This is a genomic window from Oricola sp. (assembly GCF_022763245.1).
Taxonomy (GTDB): Bacteria; Pseudomonadota; Alphaproteobacteria; order Rhizobiales; family Rhizobiaceae; genus Oricola.
Genome location: NZ_JALEGV010000041.1, coordinates 53,709 through 69,096 on the forward strand (window position 1 = coordinate 53,709; position 15,388 = coordinate 69,096).

Here is a 15,388-nt window from a genome sequence, read left to right on the forward strand (position 1 = left end):
CGCCAATTTCAAAGACGCTATATAGAGGGCGCGAAACGACGACGAAGACACCATGGACCGCACCGACCAGAGCGGCGACTGGGCCAACCGGCTCTCGCCCGATCTCGCCACCATCGAATCCATCGCCCGGACGGCCTACGCCCACCTGCCGGGGGAATTCCGCGCGCTCACGTCCGACGTGCAGATCCTCGTCGCCGATTTCCCGACCGACGAGATCAGCGACGATCTCGGGCTGGAAACGCCGTTCGACCTGCTCGGCCTGTTCGAGGGCCGCGGCGTGGCGGAACGCTGGACGCCGGGAACCGGCGAGCATCCCAATCGCATCACCCTCTACCGCCGCGCCATTCTCGACTACTGGTCGGAGAACGAGGAAACGCTCAACGACATCATCACCCATGTGCTGATCCACGAGCTCGGCCATCATTTCGGCCTGTCGGATGCCGACATGGAGCGCATCGAGGAAGCCGCCGAGTAGGCGCCGCAACCGCGAAACCGCTATTTCGACAGGTAGCTCAGCGCGGAGCCGTTGATCTCGCGCAGCAACTTGCGCTTCATCGCCGCTTCGTAATCGTCGAAATCGCGCGCCACCTCGACAAAGGAGCCCGGCCCGCGAATGACCTGCTCGCGGTAATAGGCGACCGGATCGGGCCTTTCCCCGGCAATGACCAGCCCGTTCACCGTCACGCCCGCGAATTCGAAATTCGCGTAGGCGCTGGACGGCTCGAAGCCCTCGTTGTTGACGCCGTCGCCGGACACGTCGACGACCTTGCGCGCGCAGCGCAGCGGGGCATGCGCGAAGCGGACCGCCGCATGGCCGAGCGCGTAGCCGAGCGCCGTCGGAAACTCGTCATGGCCGCGCGCATGCGATTCGATCAGGCTGGCGAAGGCGAAGACGTCGATCTCGGTCGACAGAAGCGTCCACGGGACGATCTCGACCTGCTGGTACCTGCCGCTCCATTCGAAGGCCATGGCCTGCACGCCGCCCGACCCGACGATCGCGCCGATGATCGACGGATCGCGCAGCGCCCGCGCCAGCCCGCGCATCTGCAGGTCGAATTCGGATGCATTGACGCTGGAGGAAACGTCGATCGCCAGAACCAGCGAAACGGTGCAGGACGTCTGGGCCGCGGCGGACCGAGGAAGGCCGGCCAGCAGGAGAAAGGCGATGAGTGCGGCGGCCCGGATAGCCTTGCCCTACTGTTCGCCGAGTTTCATCAGCGGGTGATACTCCTTGCCCTCCACGGTCTTCACCACCGCCTGCGCGCAGCGCATGGCATGGGTGTCGGCATCGAAGGAATAGGAGGGCGAACCGTGCAGCGACCAGCCCTTGTTCAAGGCGTCGGTCACCCTGTGGCAGAAGGTTGCGTCATCGGGGCCGGTCAACAGGCGATAAAGCTGCATCGACGTCGTGTCCTCTCAATCTGCGCGCTGCATCGCGGCAAGCGCGAGCGTGCGGCGCGCGTCCTCCAGATGCAAGCGCTCGACCATGCGTCCGTCAAGCCCGATCACGCCGGCGTCGCGGTTTTCCGGCAGGTCGAAGGCCGCGACGATGGACTGGGCGACCGCCTCCCGCTCGGGAGAAACGCCGAAGGTGCGGTTGGCCACCTCGATCTGCAGCGGATGGATCAGTGTCTTGCCGTCGAAGCCCATCCCGGCCGCCTCGGCGCATTCGGCGGCAAAGCCCGCCTCGTCGCGAAACGCGTTGAAGACGGCGTCGATGATGTCGAGCCCGAAGGCGCGCGCGGCGACGACGAGCTGCGTCATCAACGGCCGCAGCACGGCTCGGTCGGCCGCGCCGGGCAGGCGCAGATCCTTGGCGAGGTCGTTGGCGCCGACGACGAGACAGTCGAGCCGGGAGCCCGGCGTCTCGCCCCATTCGGCGATCTTGGCGGCGTTGAGGATCGCCTTCGGCGTCTCCATCATCGCCCAGAGCCGGATGGTGTCGGCGGCGTCGGTCTCCGCCAGCATGTCGGCGACGTCGCCGATGTCGCGCGGCACGTCGATCTTGGGAATGAGGATCGCGTCCGGCTTGCAGGCCCGCGCCGCCAGCAGATCCTCCGGCCCGGCCTCGCTCGAAAGCGCATTGATGCGGATGACCCGTTCCTGCCGCGCCTCGCGATGCGCCTTGAAGTGGTCGCGCAGCCGCTCGCGCGCCTCTTCCTTGGCCGCCGGCGCGACGGAATCCTCCAGGTCGTAGATCACCGTGTCGCAGGCCAGCGTTCCGGACTTGGCGACCGCCTTCTCGTTGACGGCGGGCACGTAGAGGACGGAGCGGCGGGGGCGGAGCGGACGGGCTGACATGGGAAGCGTTTGACAACATCGCGCCCGAACCCGCAAGTGTCATGGATCGGAGATTGGCGGCATGGCGGACCGAAAAGGCACGGTGGCGATCATCGGCGGCGCGCTGGCCGGCGCGGCGACGGCGTGGCATCTCGCCCGGCTTGGCCATGAGGGGCCGATACTGCTCGTCGAGCGCGATCCCGGCTTCGCGCGGGCGGCGACCGCCCTTTCCGCCTCGGGCATACGCCAGCAATTCTCGCTCGCCGAAAACATCGCCCTGTCGATGCGCACGCTGGATTTCCTGCGCACCGCGTCGGCCCGTTTCGGCGCGCCGACCGACATCGGCTTTCGCGAGAACGGCTACCTGCTGCTGGCAAGCGAGGCCGGCCGCGAAACGCTTGCGGCCAACCATGCCGTCCAGAAGGCCTGCAACGCCGATGTCGCGCTGCTCGATCCGGCGGCGCTGGCGGAGCGCTTCCGCTGGCTCGACACCGAAGGCGTCGCGGCCGGATCGCTCGGTCTTTCCAACGAGGGCTGGTTCGACGCCATGGCGTTGCTCGCCGCCTTCCGGAGCGCCCTGAAGGACGATCCGCGCGTCACCCTCGTCCGGGGCGATGTCTCCGGCATCGCCACCCGGAGCGGCAAGGTGACAGGCATCGAACTCGCCGATGGCATCCGTCATGCTTGCGACAGCGTCGTCATCGCCGCCGGTCCGTCCTCCGGGGCGGTGGCGCGCATGGCAGGCTGCCATCTGCCCGTCGAACCGCGCAAGCGCAGCGTCTTCTTCTTCCACGCCCCCGACCGCTTCCCCGACATGCCGCTGACGGTCGATCCGAGCGGCCTCTATGTCCGGCCCGAGGGCGACGGGTACATCACCGGCATCTCGCCCGACCCGCAGGCCGACGGCGCGGCCGATCCGGACGATTTCGACCCCGACTGGTCCCTCTTCGAGGACCGCATCTGGCCGCTGCTCGCCGCCCGCATCCCGGCCTTCGAAACGCTGAAGCTGCAATCGGCCTGGGCCGGCCATTACGACTACAACAGCTTCGACTGCAACGCGCTCATCGGGCCCGTTCCCGGCGTCGACGGATTTTTCGCCGTCACCGGCTTCTCGGGCCACGGCGTCCAGCAGGCGCCCGCCGCAGGCGAGGCGCTGGCCGAACTAATGCTGTTCGGCGAATACCGCTCGACCGACTGCACGGCCTTTTCGCCAGCGCGCGTCGCAGCCGGCCGAGCCTTCGCCGAACGCAACGTCATCTGAGCGGAGACGACATTTCTCGCGGCGCGCACCCGTGGCGCTTCATTTTTGCGCCGCGCTTTGCTAAGGGCCTGCGAAAGACTTCCGAACGAAAGCGGTCACCATGGACAAGTTCACCACGCTGACGGGCGTTGCCGCGCCCCTGCCGATCGTCAATGTCGACACCGACATGATCATCCCCAAGGACTATCTGAAGACGATCAAGCGCACCGGGCTGGGCACCGGCCTGTTCGCGGAGATGCGTTACGACGAGCAGGGCGGCGACAATCCGGATTTCGTGCTCAACAAGCCGGCCTATCGCGAAGCGAAGATCCTGGTCGCGGGCGACAATTTCGGCTGCGGTTCCTCGCGCGAGCACGCGCCCTGGGCGCTGCTCGATTTCGGCATCCGCTGCGTGATCTCCACCTCGTTCGCCGACATCTTCTACAACAACTGCTTCAAGAACGGCATCCTGCCGATCATCGTCAGCCAGGAAGACCTGGACAAGCTGATGGACGATGCCGAGCGCGGCTCCAACGCGACGCTCTCCGTCGACCTGGAAGCGCAGGAAGTGCGCGGCCCGGATGGCGGCGTGGTCAAGTTCGAAATCGACGCCTTCAAGAAGCACTGCCTTCTGAACGGTCTCGACGACATCGGCCTGACGCTCGCCAAGTCGGCCAAGATCGACACCTACGAGGCCGGCCTCGCCGAAAGCCGCCCCTGGTCCTGATCGCGCCTTGACGCCATTCATTCCCAAACGGCTGGAGTTCATCGCTTTCGGCCTGCTTCTGTCCGGCCTGATGTCGGGCATCGTCTCGGGCGTGGCGACCGCCCTGGCGCTCGGCCTCGTGCCGGATTTCGCCTTCCTGTGGTTCAAGGCCTGGCTCTCCTCCTGGGCCCTGGCCTTCCCTTCTGTTCTTGTCGTCGCCCCGATCGTGCGCAATATTCTCGGACGGATCGTGAAACCGGACTGAACGGAGAACGCGAATGCGTGCGCACAATCGGTTGTCGGCGGCCTTCATTCTCGCCGCCGCGCTCGCAACGCCTGCACAGGCACAGGAACAGGCGCCGCAGCAATATCCCTTTGCCGGCGGCGTGATCGAGATCACCGAAAACGCCGACTACCTGAAGGTGGTCACCTTCAACGGCCGCGAGATCGGCCGCGACTACTTCGCCTTCTTCGACCGGGTCGTGACAGTGGAGGATTACGAGGTGGCGCTTCTGTCGCTCGGCGACGGCGGCAATGCCTGCGCGCCGGGAACGCTGATGGTCTGGCCGGACGGCGAAGGCGGGGTGAAGGCCGACAAGTTCGGCGGCGACTGCCCCAACGCGACGCCGGCCGTCTCCGACTTCCGCATCCTGTTCGTCCCTTGGGTGGGACCGGGCGAGGAACTGCCGATCACCAGCTGGTCGCCGACCGACGGCTTCGGCATGGCCGGCGTGCTGCGCTTCGCGGCGGAGCCCGACACCGCCTGGGCGGATCTCGCCAAGGAGCCGATCGCCCATCCGATCGACTATTTCTCCAATGCCGCCTTCCTGGAGAACGCCAGCGCCATGCTCGGCGAGGAGTTGTACGACTACGCGCTCGGCCTGCGGGTCTCGACCGACATGGAGCCCATCGGCGACAGTTTCTACGCGGCAAGAGGCTGCGTGCCGCATGATTGCGGCGGAGCCGATTCCCTGCTCGTCGTCGATTTCAACCGTCAGACCGCGTGGTTCGCCCAGCAACGCGGCCAGGAAACGGTCCTCTGGCCCGCCAGGGCCGAATGGCCGGAAGCCGCGCTCGACGCGTTGCATTCGCTTGGGCCGCTCTGACCGAAATTTCTCCGTAAGTTAGTGATTACGGAATATGTCCGTCAGGCGACCTCGCAGGCAGCGACCGCGACAGGGCTTTCACCGGCCGACAGCGCGAAGGCGGTGACCGCCGAGGACACGCCGGCATCCTTGAGGATGCGCCGGTGCCCGAGGCCGCTCGTCGTGTGCAGATGGACATGCCGGCCCGCCTTGGCCATCCGCAAGGCGTCGGAATAGAGCACGTCCCTGTCATCCATGTCGTGGACGACCAGCGTCGGACCGGTCCATTCCTTCAACTGGTCGGAAGCGACGAACAGGCTGAGCGGACGGCCGAGAAGCTGGAAGACCTTGTCCTCCAGGGCCGCCTGCGCCGCGGCGGGCAGGCCCGCCATGCGGCCGAAGCCGCGAAATAGCGCCGGCAGGGAGTTCGGCGGCGCCAGCAGGACGAGCCCTTTCGGGCGCCGTGCCGGAATGCACATGGAGGTGCCGAGCGCCGCGTTGAGCGCGACCGCGCCGCCGAAGGAATGCCCCACGAACACGTCGAACGGCCCGTGATGCCGCCACGCCGCATCCACGGCGGCGATCCCCTTGCCCATATGCAGGTGCCGGCCGCCCGAGGCGCCATGGCCCGGCAGGTCGAGAAGCACCACGTCGATGCCGGCCGCGTTGAGCGCACGGGCGAGCGTCATCATGTGGCGTGACCGGGAATTCCAGCCATGCACCAGCAGCGCGCGCCGGCCCGTCGGATTTTCGGCCGGATAAGACCATGTCGCGACGGCGCCGCCCGAAGTGGCCAGCGTCGCCGGCTGCACGCCGTCCGGCATGCCGTGTCCGGCGGTCCCCTTGTCCGCCCTGCGGGGCACGCGAGTGAAAACGCGAAAGGCGAAATCTCCGGTGGTCTTCGGCCAGCGCGTGCCGGCGAATGTGATCAGGCCCTTTGCAATCGAGCGTCTTGCGTGCAACATCGCGACACGTCCTTTATGTTCAACCTTGAACAAAATAGTACAACCATGAACAAAACACAAGCGCCTGACGCGCCACCCGCCATGTGGGACAACCCCCGCTTCCGCAACTGGATCGCGGTGGCCCGGGCCTGCCACCTCGTCCAGCAGGAATTGCAGCGCCGCCTCAAGCCCCTCGACCTGAAGACGCCGCATCTCGACATCCTGGTCAATCTCGTCCGCACCGAGGGGATCAGCCAGCAGGATCTCGCCCGCAAACTCCTGGTCGGCCGGTCCAACGTGACGATGCTGCTGCCGCAGCTCGAAAAGCGCGACCTGATCGAACGCCGCCCCGATGCGGCCGACCGCCGGGTGCTGTGCCTGTACCTGACGCAAAAGGGCCGCGCGCTGGCCGATCGCGCGATCGCGATCCAGACCGAGGTGGTGGAGACCATCATGTCGCTGTCGACGCCGGAAGAATGCGAGCTCGTCGGCGACGCCATGCGGCGCATCGCCGCCCATCTCACCGAAACCCGGCCCGACGTGGCGACCGACCTGAAGGACGACCTCCCATGAGCGAACGACGCCTCATCTCCACCGGATCCCCCTTCGAGGTGACCGCCGGCTATTCGCGCGCGGTCGTCAGGGGCGACTGGTGTTTCGTCTCCGGCACCACCGGCTACGACTACGAGACGATGCAGATGCCCGACGACGTCGAGACCCAGGCCGACAACGTTCTCAAGACGATCGACCGGGCGCTCGACGAGGCCGGGTTTTCGCGCGCCGACGTCGTGCGGGCGCAATACACGGTCACCGACGCAGCCTTTGCGGACATCGTCTTCCCGATCCTCGGACGCTATTTCGAAGGCATCCGCCCCGCCGCCACCATGGTCGTCGCCGGGCTGATCCGCCCGGAGATGAAGATCGAGATCGAGGTGACGGCGTTTCGCGGCTGAGACCGCCTTGACGCGCGGCGTGGTTGAATTCGCGCCGGACAGGCTCTATGCCCTCATCCGACATTTCAACTGATCGGAATTCCGCCCATGACCACGCGTTCCCTTTTCCTGCTTCCCGGCGACGGCATCGGCCCGGAGGCGATGGCCGAAGTCCGCAAGCTAATCGACCACATGAACGGGGCCGAAGGCGCCGGCTTCGTCACCGACGAGGGTCTCGTCGGCGGTTCGGCCTATGACGCCCACGGCCAGGCGATCTCCGAAGGGGACATGGAAAAGGCGATGGCCGCCGACGCGGTGCTGTTCGGCGCCGTCGGCGGACCGAAATGGGACGGCGTGCCCTACGAGGTGCGCCCGGAAGCCGGCCTGCTGCGCCTGCGCAAGGACATGTCGCTCTTCGCCAATCTGCGTCCGGCGATCTGCTATCCCGCGCTCGCCGCCTCTTCCTCGCTGAAGCCGGAAGTCGTCGAAGGCCTCGACATCCTGATCGTGCGCGAACTGACGGGCGGCGTCTATTTCGGCGAGCCGAAGGAGATCATCGATCTGGGCAACGGCCAAAAGCGCGGCATCGACACGCAGGTCTACGACACCTTCGAGATCGAGCGCATCGCAGGCGTCGCCTTCGAACTGGCGCGCACCCGCGCCAACAAGGTCTGCTCGATGGAAAAGCACAACGTCATGAAGTCGGGCGTGTTGTGGAAGGACGTCGTCGCCGAGACCCACAAGGCGAAATATTCCGACGTCGAACTGACCCACATGCTGGCCGACGCCGGCGGCATGCAGCTCGTGCGCTGGCCGAAGCAGTTCGACGTCATCGTCACCGACAACCTCTTCGGCGACATGCTCTCCGACGTAGCCGCCATGCTGACCGGCTCGCTCGGCATGCTGCCGTCGGCCTCGCTCGGCGCGCCGGATCCGGTGACGGGCAAGCGCAAGGCGCTCTACGAGCCAGTGCACGGCTCCGCGCCGGACATCGCCGGCCAGGGCATCGCCAACCCGATCGCCATGATCGCCTCCTTCGCCATGTGTCTGCGCTACTCGTTCAACATGATCGCCGAGGCCGATCGGCTCGAAAAGGCGATCTCCGCCGTGCTCGACAAGGGCCTGCGCACCGGCGACATCATGTCGGACGGGTGCACGAAGGTGACGACCGGCGAAATGGGCGACGCGGTTCTTGAAGCCTATGTCGCCGGAGACGCCTGAGGACGTCGAAATCCGCTGGGCCGGCCCCGGCGATCGTGCCGCGATCGCCGAGCTCGTCTTGCAGACGAAGCGCCATTACGGCGAAGAACCGGCGCCGGCGGCCGCGATCGAGGCGGCCGTCGCGGACTGGCTGGCGCAGAAGCCCGGCCACGCGCTTTTTGTGATCGCACATGTCGACGGCGCACCGGCCGGCTATGCCAGCGTCGCCGTCACGCCGCCGGGAATGGGCCTTTGCGCCGCGCTTTACATGAAGGAGCTGTTCGTTTCCTCCGAGGCGCGCGGCCACGGTATCGGCCACCGGCTCCTGGCCTTCATTGCCCGTTACTGCGTCGATCAGGACATCGAACGCATTGATCTGACCACCGCCGTCGACAATGATGCGGGCATTCGCTTCTACGAACGCGCGGGCGCCACGGTGCAGAAGCAGAAGATCGCCCTGCGTTTCGAGACGGCAAGCCTCAGGCGGCTGGCCGGAGAGGATCACCAAGGGGAATAGCGCCGTGTTCGACGCGTTTTTCTGCCGGGCCACGAGAGAAGAACGCTCCGCCGCCCTGCCCGGCGACGCCGAGATCGCCAACCCTCTCGTCAGCCTCGATCACGCCCTCGACGTGGCGGCCCCGCCCGAAGCGGTGTGGCCCTGGCTCGCCCAGATGGGCGCCTGGCCGAAAGCCGGCTGGTACTCCTACGACATCCTCGACAATCGCGGCCACCGCAGCCTGCGCGCCATCGATCCCTCCCTGACGGATATCGCGCTCGGCAGCGTCTTCCCGGCGCTGCCCGCCGTCACCGACTGTTTCATCCTGACGGAGTTCGAGGCCGAGCGCTTCCTCGTCCTCTCGGTGCCCGGGCCGCAGGGGCCGCAAGGCGAGACCGGGACCGCCGCTTGGCGGCGATCCTTTGACCGTTCCAATTGGACGTGGATGCTGACGCCGACGACAAAAGGGACGCGCATCCATGTGCGCGCCCGGCTCGGCTGGCTGGAGATGGATCTGCCTTTGCTCGGCACCGTGCAATTTCCGGCCCGGCTCGCCCGGCTGATCGCCGCGCCGGTGCATTTCATCATGCAGCAAAGGCAATTGTGGAACATCAGGCGACGCGCCGAAACCGATTAGGCTTCGGCGCGCGCCATGTCGGATCAGCGCCAGGTCGTGTAGCCGATCGACAATGTCTTCGGCGAACGCTGCGTCAGCGCGTTGACGCGGAACTGCGAGACGCGACCCTCATTGGTTCGCACGCAGATGTAGCTGCCGACCGGAAGGTCGCTGAGCGAAACGCGATTGCGTGTCATCCGGGCCCGCGAGCAGCCGTCGTAACCGCGCGCTGAGCGATCGCCGACCCCGATCTGGGCACCGTTCTGCGGCACCAGATAGAGCAGGGCGCGGGTTTCGGCCTGGAACCAGAAATCGGCTCCCTGGCGCGCGACCGCGCCGCGATCGAGATCGAACATGAAGGTCTGGGGGACGTCGATCCCGCCGGTGGAATAGGTCTGCGGACGACCCGGCTGGCCGCCGCCGCCCGGACCCGGACGGCGCTCGCAATTGAAGCCGCCGCGCACGGCCTGGCACACCTGGCGGCCCGGCGCTTCGCGCTGCACGCTGCCCGACGCGCCGTAATAGCAGATCAGCGCCGGCTTGCCGCCGATGTCGCGGACCTTGGTGTCCGACAGGCGATCCACGATCGGCGTCGTCCACCAGCCGTTCGGCAGCTGGTCGGTGATGGTTCTGCGGGCCTGCTGAAGCGGGCACTGGATGTAGTCGGCTTTCGCGACGGTCGCGAAACCAGTGAGTAGGGCGGCTGCGGCCGCCAGCGCAAGCACGAGGCGCATGCTGTTTCCTCCTTGTCACGCCGGACCCGTCGCCGGCGGGAACAACCCTATCGGCCCCGGATAACGCCATGATGTTGACTTTCGCACACTCCGGAATAATAAGACGGCCACCATGAGCACCATTGTGTCGAAAACCACGAAGACGTTCTGACCGCTCCGCCCCACACTCTCCCGGGGGCGGGATGAGTGGTGCTTGCCAAGCGAAGGGGAGAGAAGAGCAGGAACAAGAGCCATGGGCTTCACAATCGCCATCGCAGGCGCAACCGGCAATGTCGGTCGCGAAATGCTCGAGATCCTCGCCGAACGCGGATTCCCGGCCGACACCGTCGTGCCGCTGGCGTCGCGCCGGTCCATCGGTCAGGAAGTCTCCTTCGGCGACAAGACGCTCAAGGTCCAGGCGCTGGAAAATTACGACTTCTCCGATTGCGACATTTGCCTGATGTCGGCGGGCGGCAACGTCTCCAAGGAATGGTCGCCGAAGATCGCCGCCAAGGGCTGCGTCGTCATCGACAATTCCTCCGCCTGGCGCTACGACTCCGACGTTCCGCTGATCGTGCCGGAAGTCAACGCCGACGCGATCGAGGGCTTCACCAAGCGCAACATCATCGCCAATCCCAACTGCTCGACCGCCCAGCTCGTCGTCGCGCTGAAGCCGCTGCATGACGCCGCGAAGATCAAGCGCATCGTCGTGTCGACCTACCAGTCGGTCTCCGGCGCCGGCAAGGAAGGCATGGACGAGCTCTTCACCCAGACGCGCGCCGTCTTCGTCTCCGACCAGATGGAGACCAAGAAGTTCACCAAGCGCATCGCCTTCAACGTCATTCCCCACATCGACGTCTTCATGGAAGACGGCTACACGAAGGAGGAATGGAAGGTGCTGGCCGAGACCAAGAAGATGCTCGACCCGAAGATCAAGGTCACCTGCACCGCCGTGCGCGTGCCGGTCTTCATCGGCCATTCCGAAGCGGTCAACATCGAGTTCGAGAACCCGATCACGGCCGACGAGGCACGCGACATCCTGCGCGAGGCGCCGGGCTGCATCGTCATCGACAAGCAGGAAGACGGCGGCTACATCACGCCTTATGAATCCGCCGGCGAGGACGCCACCTATATCAGCCGCATCCGCGAGGATGCCACGGTGGAGAACGGCCTCAACATCTGGGTCGTCTCCGACAATTTGCGCAAGGGCGCCGCGCTGAACACGGTGCAGATCGCCGAATTGCTGGTGAACCGGCACCTGATCGAGCCGAAAAAGCAAGCTGCCTGATCCACGATTCAGCCGGACGGAGCGACGCTTCGTCCGGCTATTGTGCGGGGCAGTTCACGCGAAAGACCGCGACAAAACGCCCTTCGGGACGTTGCGCGCTGGATAAATCGCGCCGACATCAATAAAATAGGTTGATGTCAAAGGTTTCGGATTTTCCGTATGAATCGACGCTCGAGGTGCGTGACACCTGCATGTGCCTGCATCTGCAGCGCGCGGCGCGTGCCGTCGCCCGTCGTTTCGACGAGGCCTTTCGCCCGCTCGGCCTGACCAACGGCCAGTTTTCCATCCTGATGTCGCTCAACCGGCCGGAAGCGCCGGTGATGGGGGACGTGGCCCGTCTGCTCGCTCTCGACCGGACGACGCTGACCGCCAATCTCAAGCCGCTGGAGCGTCGCGGCCTCGTGGAGATCCGGCCGGACGCCGACGATCGCCGCAGCCGGCGGCTGAAACTGACCAAGGACGGCGAACAGCTTCTGCTGCAGGCCCATCCGATCTGGCGCGATACCCACGCGGACCTCGACAGCCAGATCGACGATCCCCAGCGCCTGCGCGACGACCTCCTGAAACTCGCCTGAACGCCGTCGGACGGCCTGTGCCGCCACCCGAAACGAAAAAGGCCGGCGCTCGTCACGCCGGCCTTCCTGTCTGATCCTTCCGAACTACCTTATTCTGCCGCTTTCGGAAACTCGCGCACATTGTCGTAGCGCTCGTCGCCGTCCGATTGCTCGGGCGCCGCGGGGGCCTCGTCGGGCTTGTCCTCGGGCTCGACCTTGACCGCCGGCTTCCTGCCGCGCCGGAAGATCTTGGCGAGCACGCTGCGCTCGTCTGCGATCCAGGCATTGTCGCGCGTGAACAGCATCAGCGCGGACGGCGTGACCACCAGCGTCAGGATGGTCGAGAACGCCAGGCCGAAGACGATGGCGCTCGACAAGGCGATCCACCACTGCGTCGACGGCGCGCCCATCGTCACTTCGTGGCTGATGATCGCCAGGTTGATCCCGAAAGCGATCGGCAGCACGCCGAGGATCGCGGTCACCGCCGTCAGCATCACCGGGCGCACGCGCTCGCGGCAGGTTTCAAGAACCGCCTCGAGCTTGTCCCAGCCTTCCGACCGCAGATGCACATAGGTGTCAATCAACACGATGTTGTTGTTCACCACCACGCCCGCCAGCGCGATCGTGCCCACCGCCGTCATGACGATCACGAAGGGCTGCTGCATGATCAAAAGGCCGAGCAACACGCCGACCGTCGACATGACCACCGCGCTCAGCACCAGCGCCACATAGGTGAACCTGTTGAACTGGGCGAGAAGCAACGCGAAGATCAGGAAGATCGCCACGCCGAAGGCCTTGCCGAGGAAGGCCGAGGCTTCGGCGCTTTCCTCGTTGGAGCCGCCGAGCTTCCAGCGGATGTTGTCCGGCAGGCCGAGCGTCGGCAACGCCTCGGCGACCTTCGCCTGCATCTCAGCGTCCTGAACGCCTTCGATGAGGTTCGCCTGCACCGTGATGGTCCGCGTCGTGTCGAGCCGCTTCAGCGTGCCGAGGCTGCGCGCCGGCTCACGCGAGACGAAGTTCGACAGCGGAACCGCGCCCTGCGAGGTCTCGATGCGCAACTGGTCGAGCATCGACAGCGTGCGACGGTCCTCCGGCAGGCGCAGGCGGATGTCCACCGCGTCGTCGGTTCCCGCCGGGCGGTAATCGGACAGCTTCAGACCTGTGGTCACCAGCTGCACGACCGTGCCGACGGAACTCGGGCCGATACCATATTTGGCCGCTTCGGTGCGGTCGACCTTGAGCTCCCAGTCGATCGACGGCGGCGGAAGGCCGTCCGAAAGATCGATGATCTCGGGCTGCGAGCGCAGGTAGTCGGCAACCGTGCGGGCCGCGTCGTCGAGCCCTTCGGGATCGTCTGCGGACAATTCGACCTGGATCGGCTTGCCCTGCGGCGGACCGGCCTCGGGAACCGAAACCTCGGCCTCGATGCCGGGCAGCCCGGTCAGGGCGCCGCGCAGATCGGTCAGGATCTCGCTCGCGCCCTTGCGCTCGCGCCAGTCGACGAACTCGTACTGAATCGTGCCGATCACGTCCTCGTCGACCGAGCCGCCGAAGCCGGAACCGCCCGACGACGCGCCGACGCGCGCATAGACCGTCTCGACTCCGGGCCAGCCGAGCAGGCGCTGCTCGACGATGCGAACGGCGGCGTCCTGTTCGTCCAGCGACAGGTTGCCCCGCGCATGCACATAGACGAGGCCATATTCCGGCTCGACGCTCGGGAAGAACTCGGTGCCCTTGTTGTATTTGCCGAAGGCGATCACGATCGCCACCATCAGCGCCACGACAAGCAAAAGCGTGACGATCGGGAACCGCACCGCCTTTTTGACGACCGCCATGTAGAGCCCGTCCGGCGCGCGCTCCTCGACCGTCGCCTTGCCGAAGATCGAGCCGAGCGTCGGCGCGAAGAACAGGGCGTAGAGGATCGAGGCCGAAAGGGTGAAAATCAGCGTCAACGGCAGGTAGCCCATGAACTCGCCGACAATGCCGGGCCAGAACAGGAGCGGCGAGAAGGCCGCGATACGCGTCGCCGTGGCGACCACCACCGGACCGAACATGCGCCGCGCGGCCTCGGCGAAGGCCGGGCCTGAGGCCATGCCCTCGGTCATCCGCCGCTCGGCATATTCCGTCACGATGATCGCGTCGTCGACCAGCATGCCCACCGCGAGGATGAGGCTGAACAGCACCACGATGTTGACCGTGAAGCCGGCCAGCGACAGGGCGAGAATGCCCATCAGGAACGAGGTCGGGATCGCCAGGCCGATCAGGATCGAGGACCGGATGCCCAGGAAGTAGAGGATGACGATGAACACCAGGATCACCGCCGTCAGCACCGAGTTCTGAAGATCCTCGAGCAGCGTGCGGATGTCGGTCGATTTGTCCTGGCTGAAGCTGATCTCGACGCCCGACGGCAGCAGCGGCTCGAATTCGGCGGCCACCGCCTTCACCCCGTCGATCGTCTCGATCAGGTTGGCGCCCGAGCGCTTCGACACCTCGATCGCGATCGCCGGCTTGCCGTTCAGCCGCGCGATGGAGGTCGCGTCCTCGAAGGTCGAGCGGATCGACGCGAGATCACGCGCGCGCACCACGGCGTTTCCGCTGGCGGCGATCGGCAGGTTGGCGATGTCCTCGACGGTCTCGATCAGGGCCGGAACCTTGACGGCGTATTTTCCCTCTTCGCCCTGCAGAGTGCCGGCCGCAACGAGCTGGTTGTTGGCGGCCACGCCGCCGATCAGCGCGTCGAGCTGCAGATTGTAGGAGGAGAGCTTCACCGGATCGATGATGACTTCCACCATCTCGTCGCGCGAGCCCTGGAGGTTCGCTTCCAGGACGCCGGAGACTTCCTCGATATGGTCGCGCAATTCCTTGGCGGCGCGCGTCAGCACCCGCTCCGGCGCATGACCCGACAGGGTGACGACCAGGATCGGGAATTCGGAGATGTTGACCTCGTTGACCGAGGGCTCGTCCGTGCCGTCCGGGAATTCCTGCTTGGCGTCGTCCACCTTGGAACGCACGTCCTGCAGCGCCGTCGACATGTCGGCGTCGGGCTCGAACTCGATGATCACGTTGCCACCGCCCTGATAGGCGTTGGAAGTGATCGTGTTGATGCCCTTGATGTTCTTGATCTGCGTCTCGACCGGCCGCACCAGCAGGCGCTCCGCGTCTTCCGGCGAAATGCCGCGCAGATGCAGGCTCACATAGACCACGCCGACCTGGACGTCCGGCTCGGCCTCTTTCGGGATGTTGATGTAGGCGAGCGCGCCGGCGACGAGAACGAAGAGCAGCGTGACGATCGTCAGCCGCGCGTTCTTCACCGCAACTCCGAGGAAACCCATCA

General features: G+C 66.0%; 18 protein-coding genes. 12 read left to right on the forward strand and 6 right to left on the reverse strand.

Going from position 1 to position 15,388, the window contains the following annotated elements:
- Window positions 1–52: 52 nt before the first annotated feature.
- Window positions 53–475, forward strand: a complete 423-nt coding sequence (locus tag MRY80_RS20835) for a metallopeptidase family protein (RefSeq protein ID WP_293293138.1) — start codon at window positions 53–55, stop codon at window positions 473–475.
- A 20-nt stretch (window positions 476–495) separates the two neighbouring features.
- Here the strand turns inward: MRY80_RS20835 and MRY80_RS20840 are convergent, their stop codons facing one another.
- From MRY80_RS20840 to MRY80_RS20850, 3 genes are read right to left on the reverse strand one after another with little or no spacing between them, the layout of a single operon-like run.
- Window positions 496–1,167 (reverse strand): DUF1194 domain-containing protein, encoded by a 672-nt coding sequence (locus MRY80_RS20840; protein ID WP_346433420.1) that lies wholly within the window; start codon window positions 1,165–1,167, stop codon window positions 496–498.
- Window positions 1,168–1,194: 27 nt separating this feature from the next.
- Window positions 1,195–1,401, reverse strand: coding sequence for a DUF1737 domain-containing protein (locus MRY80_RS20845; RefSeq protein WP_293293140.1), 207 nt, complete (start codon window positions 1,399–1,401; stop codon window positions 1,195–1,197).
- 15 nt (window positions 1,402–1,416) lie between these two features.
- Complete coding sequence (locus MRY80_RS20850) at window positions 1,417–2,301, reverse strand: CoA ester lyase (RefSeq protein ID WP_293293142.1); 885 nt, start codon at window positions 2,299–2,301, stop codon at window positions 1,417–1,419.
- A gap of 61 nt (window positions 2,302–2,362) precedes the next feature.
- On the opposite strand from MRY80_RS20850, the gene MRY80_RS20855 reads away from it, so the two are divergent.
- The 4 genes from MRY80_RS20855 to MRY80_RS20870 all read left to right on the forward strand — a co-directional run bounded on the left by MRY80_RS20855 (window position 2,363) and on the right by MRY80_RS20870 (window position 5,332).
- On the forward strand, window positions 2,363–3,541 hold the full coding sequence (locus MRY80_RS20855) for an FAD-binding oxidoreductase (protein WP_293293143.1): 1,179 nt from the start codon (window positions 2,363–2,365) through the stop codon (window positions 3,539–3,541).
- A 100-nt stretch (window positions 3,542–3,641) separates the two neighbouring features.
- A complete protein-coding gene (gene leuD, locus MRY80_RS20860) occupies window positions 3,642–4,247 on the forward strand; it encodes a 3-isopropylmalate dehydratase small subunit (protein ID WP_293293145.1) in 606 nt (201 codons plus the stop codon).
- 7 nt (window positions 4,248–4,254) lie between these two features.
- Window positions 4,255–4,491, forward strand: coding sequence for a DUF2798 domain-containing protein (locus MRY80_RS20865; protein WP_293293146.1), 237 nt, complete (start codon window positions 4,255–4,257; stop codon window positions 4,489–4,491).
- 13 nt (window positions 4,492–4,504) lie between these two features.
- Window positions 4,505–5,332 carry a hypothetical protein gene (locus MRY80_RS20870; RefSeq protein ID WP_293293147.1) on the forward strand — a complete coding sequence of 276 codons (828 nt, stop codon included), beginning with the start codon at window positions 4,505–4,507 and terminating at the stop codon, window positions 5,330–5,332.
- Between the two features lie 41 nt (window positions 5,333–5,373).
- Here MRY80_RS20870 and MRY80_RS20875 read toward each other — a convergent pair whose 3' ends face one another.
- Complete coding sequence (locus tag MRY80_RS20875) at window positions 5,374–6,276, reverse strand: alpha/beta fold hydrolase (RefSeq protein ID WP_293293149.1); 903 nt, start codon at window positions 6,274–6,276, stop codon at window positions 5,374–5,376.
- Window positions 6,277–6,321: 45 nt separating this feature from the next.
- On the opposite strand from MRY80_RS20875, the gene MRY80_RS20880 reads away from it, so the two are divergent.
- The 5 genes from MRY80_RS20880 to MRY80_RS20900 all read left to right on the forward strand — a co-directional run bounded on the left by MRY80_RS20880 (window position 6,322) and on the right by MRY80_RS20900 (window position 9,520).
- Window positions 6,322–6,828 carry a MarR family transcriptional regulator gene (locus MRY80_RS20880; protein WP_293293150.1) on the forward strand — a complete coding sequence of 169 codons (507 nt, stop codon included), beginning with the start codon at window positions 6,322–6,324 and terminating at the stop codon, window positions 6,826–6,828.
- Complete coding sequence (locus MRY80_RS20885; RefSeq protein ID WP_293293152.1) at window positions 6,825–7,208, forward strand: RidA family protein; 384 nt, start codon at window positions 6,825–6,827, stop codon at window positions 7,206–7,208. The genes MRY80_RS20880 and MRY80_RS20885 overlap by 4 nt, the downstream gene beginning before the upstream one ends.
- An 87-nt stretch (window positions 7,209–7,295) precedes the next feature.
- Complete coding sequence (leuB, locus tag MRY80_RS20890; RefSeq protein ID WP_293293153.1) at window positions 7,296–8,408, forward strand: 3-isopropylmalate dehydrogenase; 1,113 nt, start codon at window positions 7,296–7,298, stop codon at window positions 8,406–8,408.
- A complete protein-coding gene (locus tag MRY80_RS20895) occupies window positions 8,389–8,904 on the forward strand; it encodes a GNAT family N-acetyltransferase (RefSeq protein WP_293294172.1) in 516 nt (171 codons plus the stop codon). Before leuB ends, MRY80_RS20895 begins: the two co-directional genes overlap by 20 nt.
- A 4-nt stretch (window positions 8,905–8,908) precedes the next feature.
- Window positions 8,909–9,520, forward strand: a complete 612-nt coding sequence (locus tag MRY80_RS20900; RefSeq protein ID WP_293293155.1) for a hypothetical protein — start codon at window positions 8,909–8,911, stop codon at window positions 9,518–9,520.
- Window positions 9,521–9,543: 23 nt separating this feature from the next.
- Here the strand turns inward: MRY80_RS20900 and MRY80_RS20905 are convergent, their stop codons facing one another.
- Window positions 9,544–10,233, reverse strand: coding sequence for a hypothetical protein (locus MRY80_RS20905; RefSeq protein WP_293293158.1), 690 nt, complete (start codon window positions 10,231–10,233; stop codon window positions 9,544–9,546).
- A gap of 232 nt (window positions 10,234–10,465) precedes the next feature.
- Between MRY80_RS20905 and MRY80_RS20910 the strand changes: the two genes are divergently transcribed.
- A complete protein-coding gene (locus MRY80_RS20910) occupies window positions 10,466–11,500 on the forward strand; it encodes an aspartate-semialdehyde dehydrogenase (protein ID WP_293293161.1) in 1,035 nt (344 codons plus the stop codon).
- Window positions 11,501–11,634: 134 nt separating this feature from the next.
- A complete protein-coding gene (locus MRY80_RS20915; protein WP_293293163.1) occupies window positions 11,635–12,075 on the forward strand; it encodes a MarR family transcriptional regulator in 441 nt (146 codons plus the stop codon).
- Between the two features lie 89 nt (window positions 12,076–12,164).
- On the opposite strand, the gene MRY80_RS20920 is transcribed toward MRY80_RS20915, so the two are convergent.
- Window positions 12,165–15,386, reverse strand: a complete 3,222-nt coding sequence (locus MRY80_RS20920; protein ID WP_293294174.1) for an efflux RND transporter permease subunit — start codon at window positions 15,384–15,386, stop codon at window positions 12,165–12,167.
- Window positions 15,387–15,388: the final 2 nt, after the last annotated feature.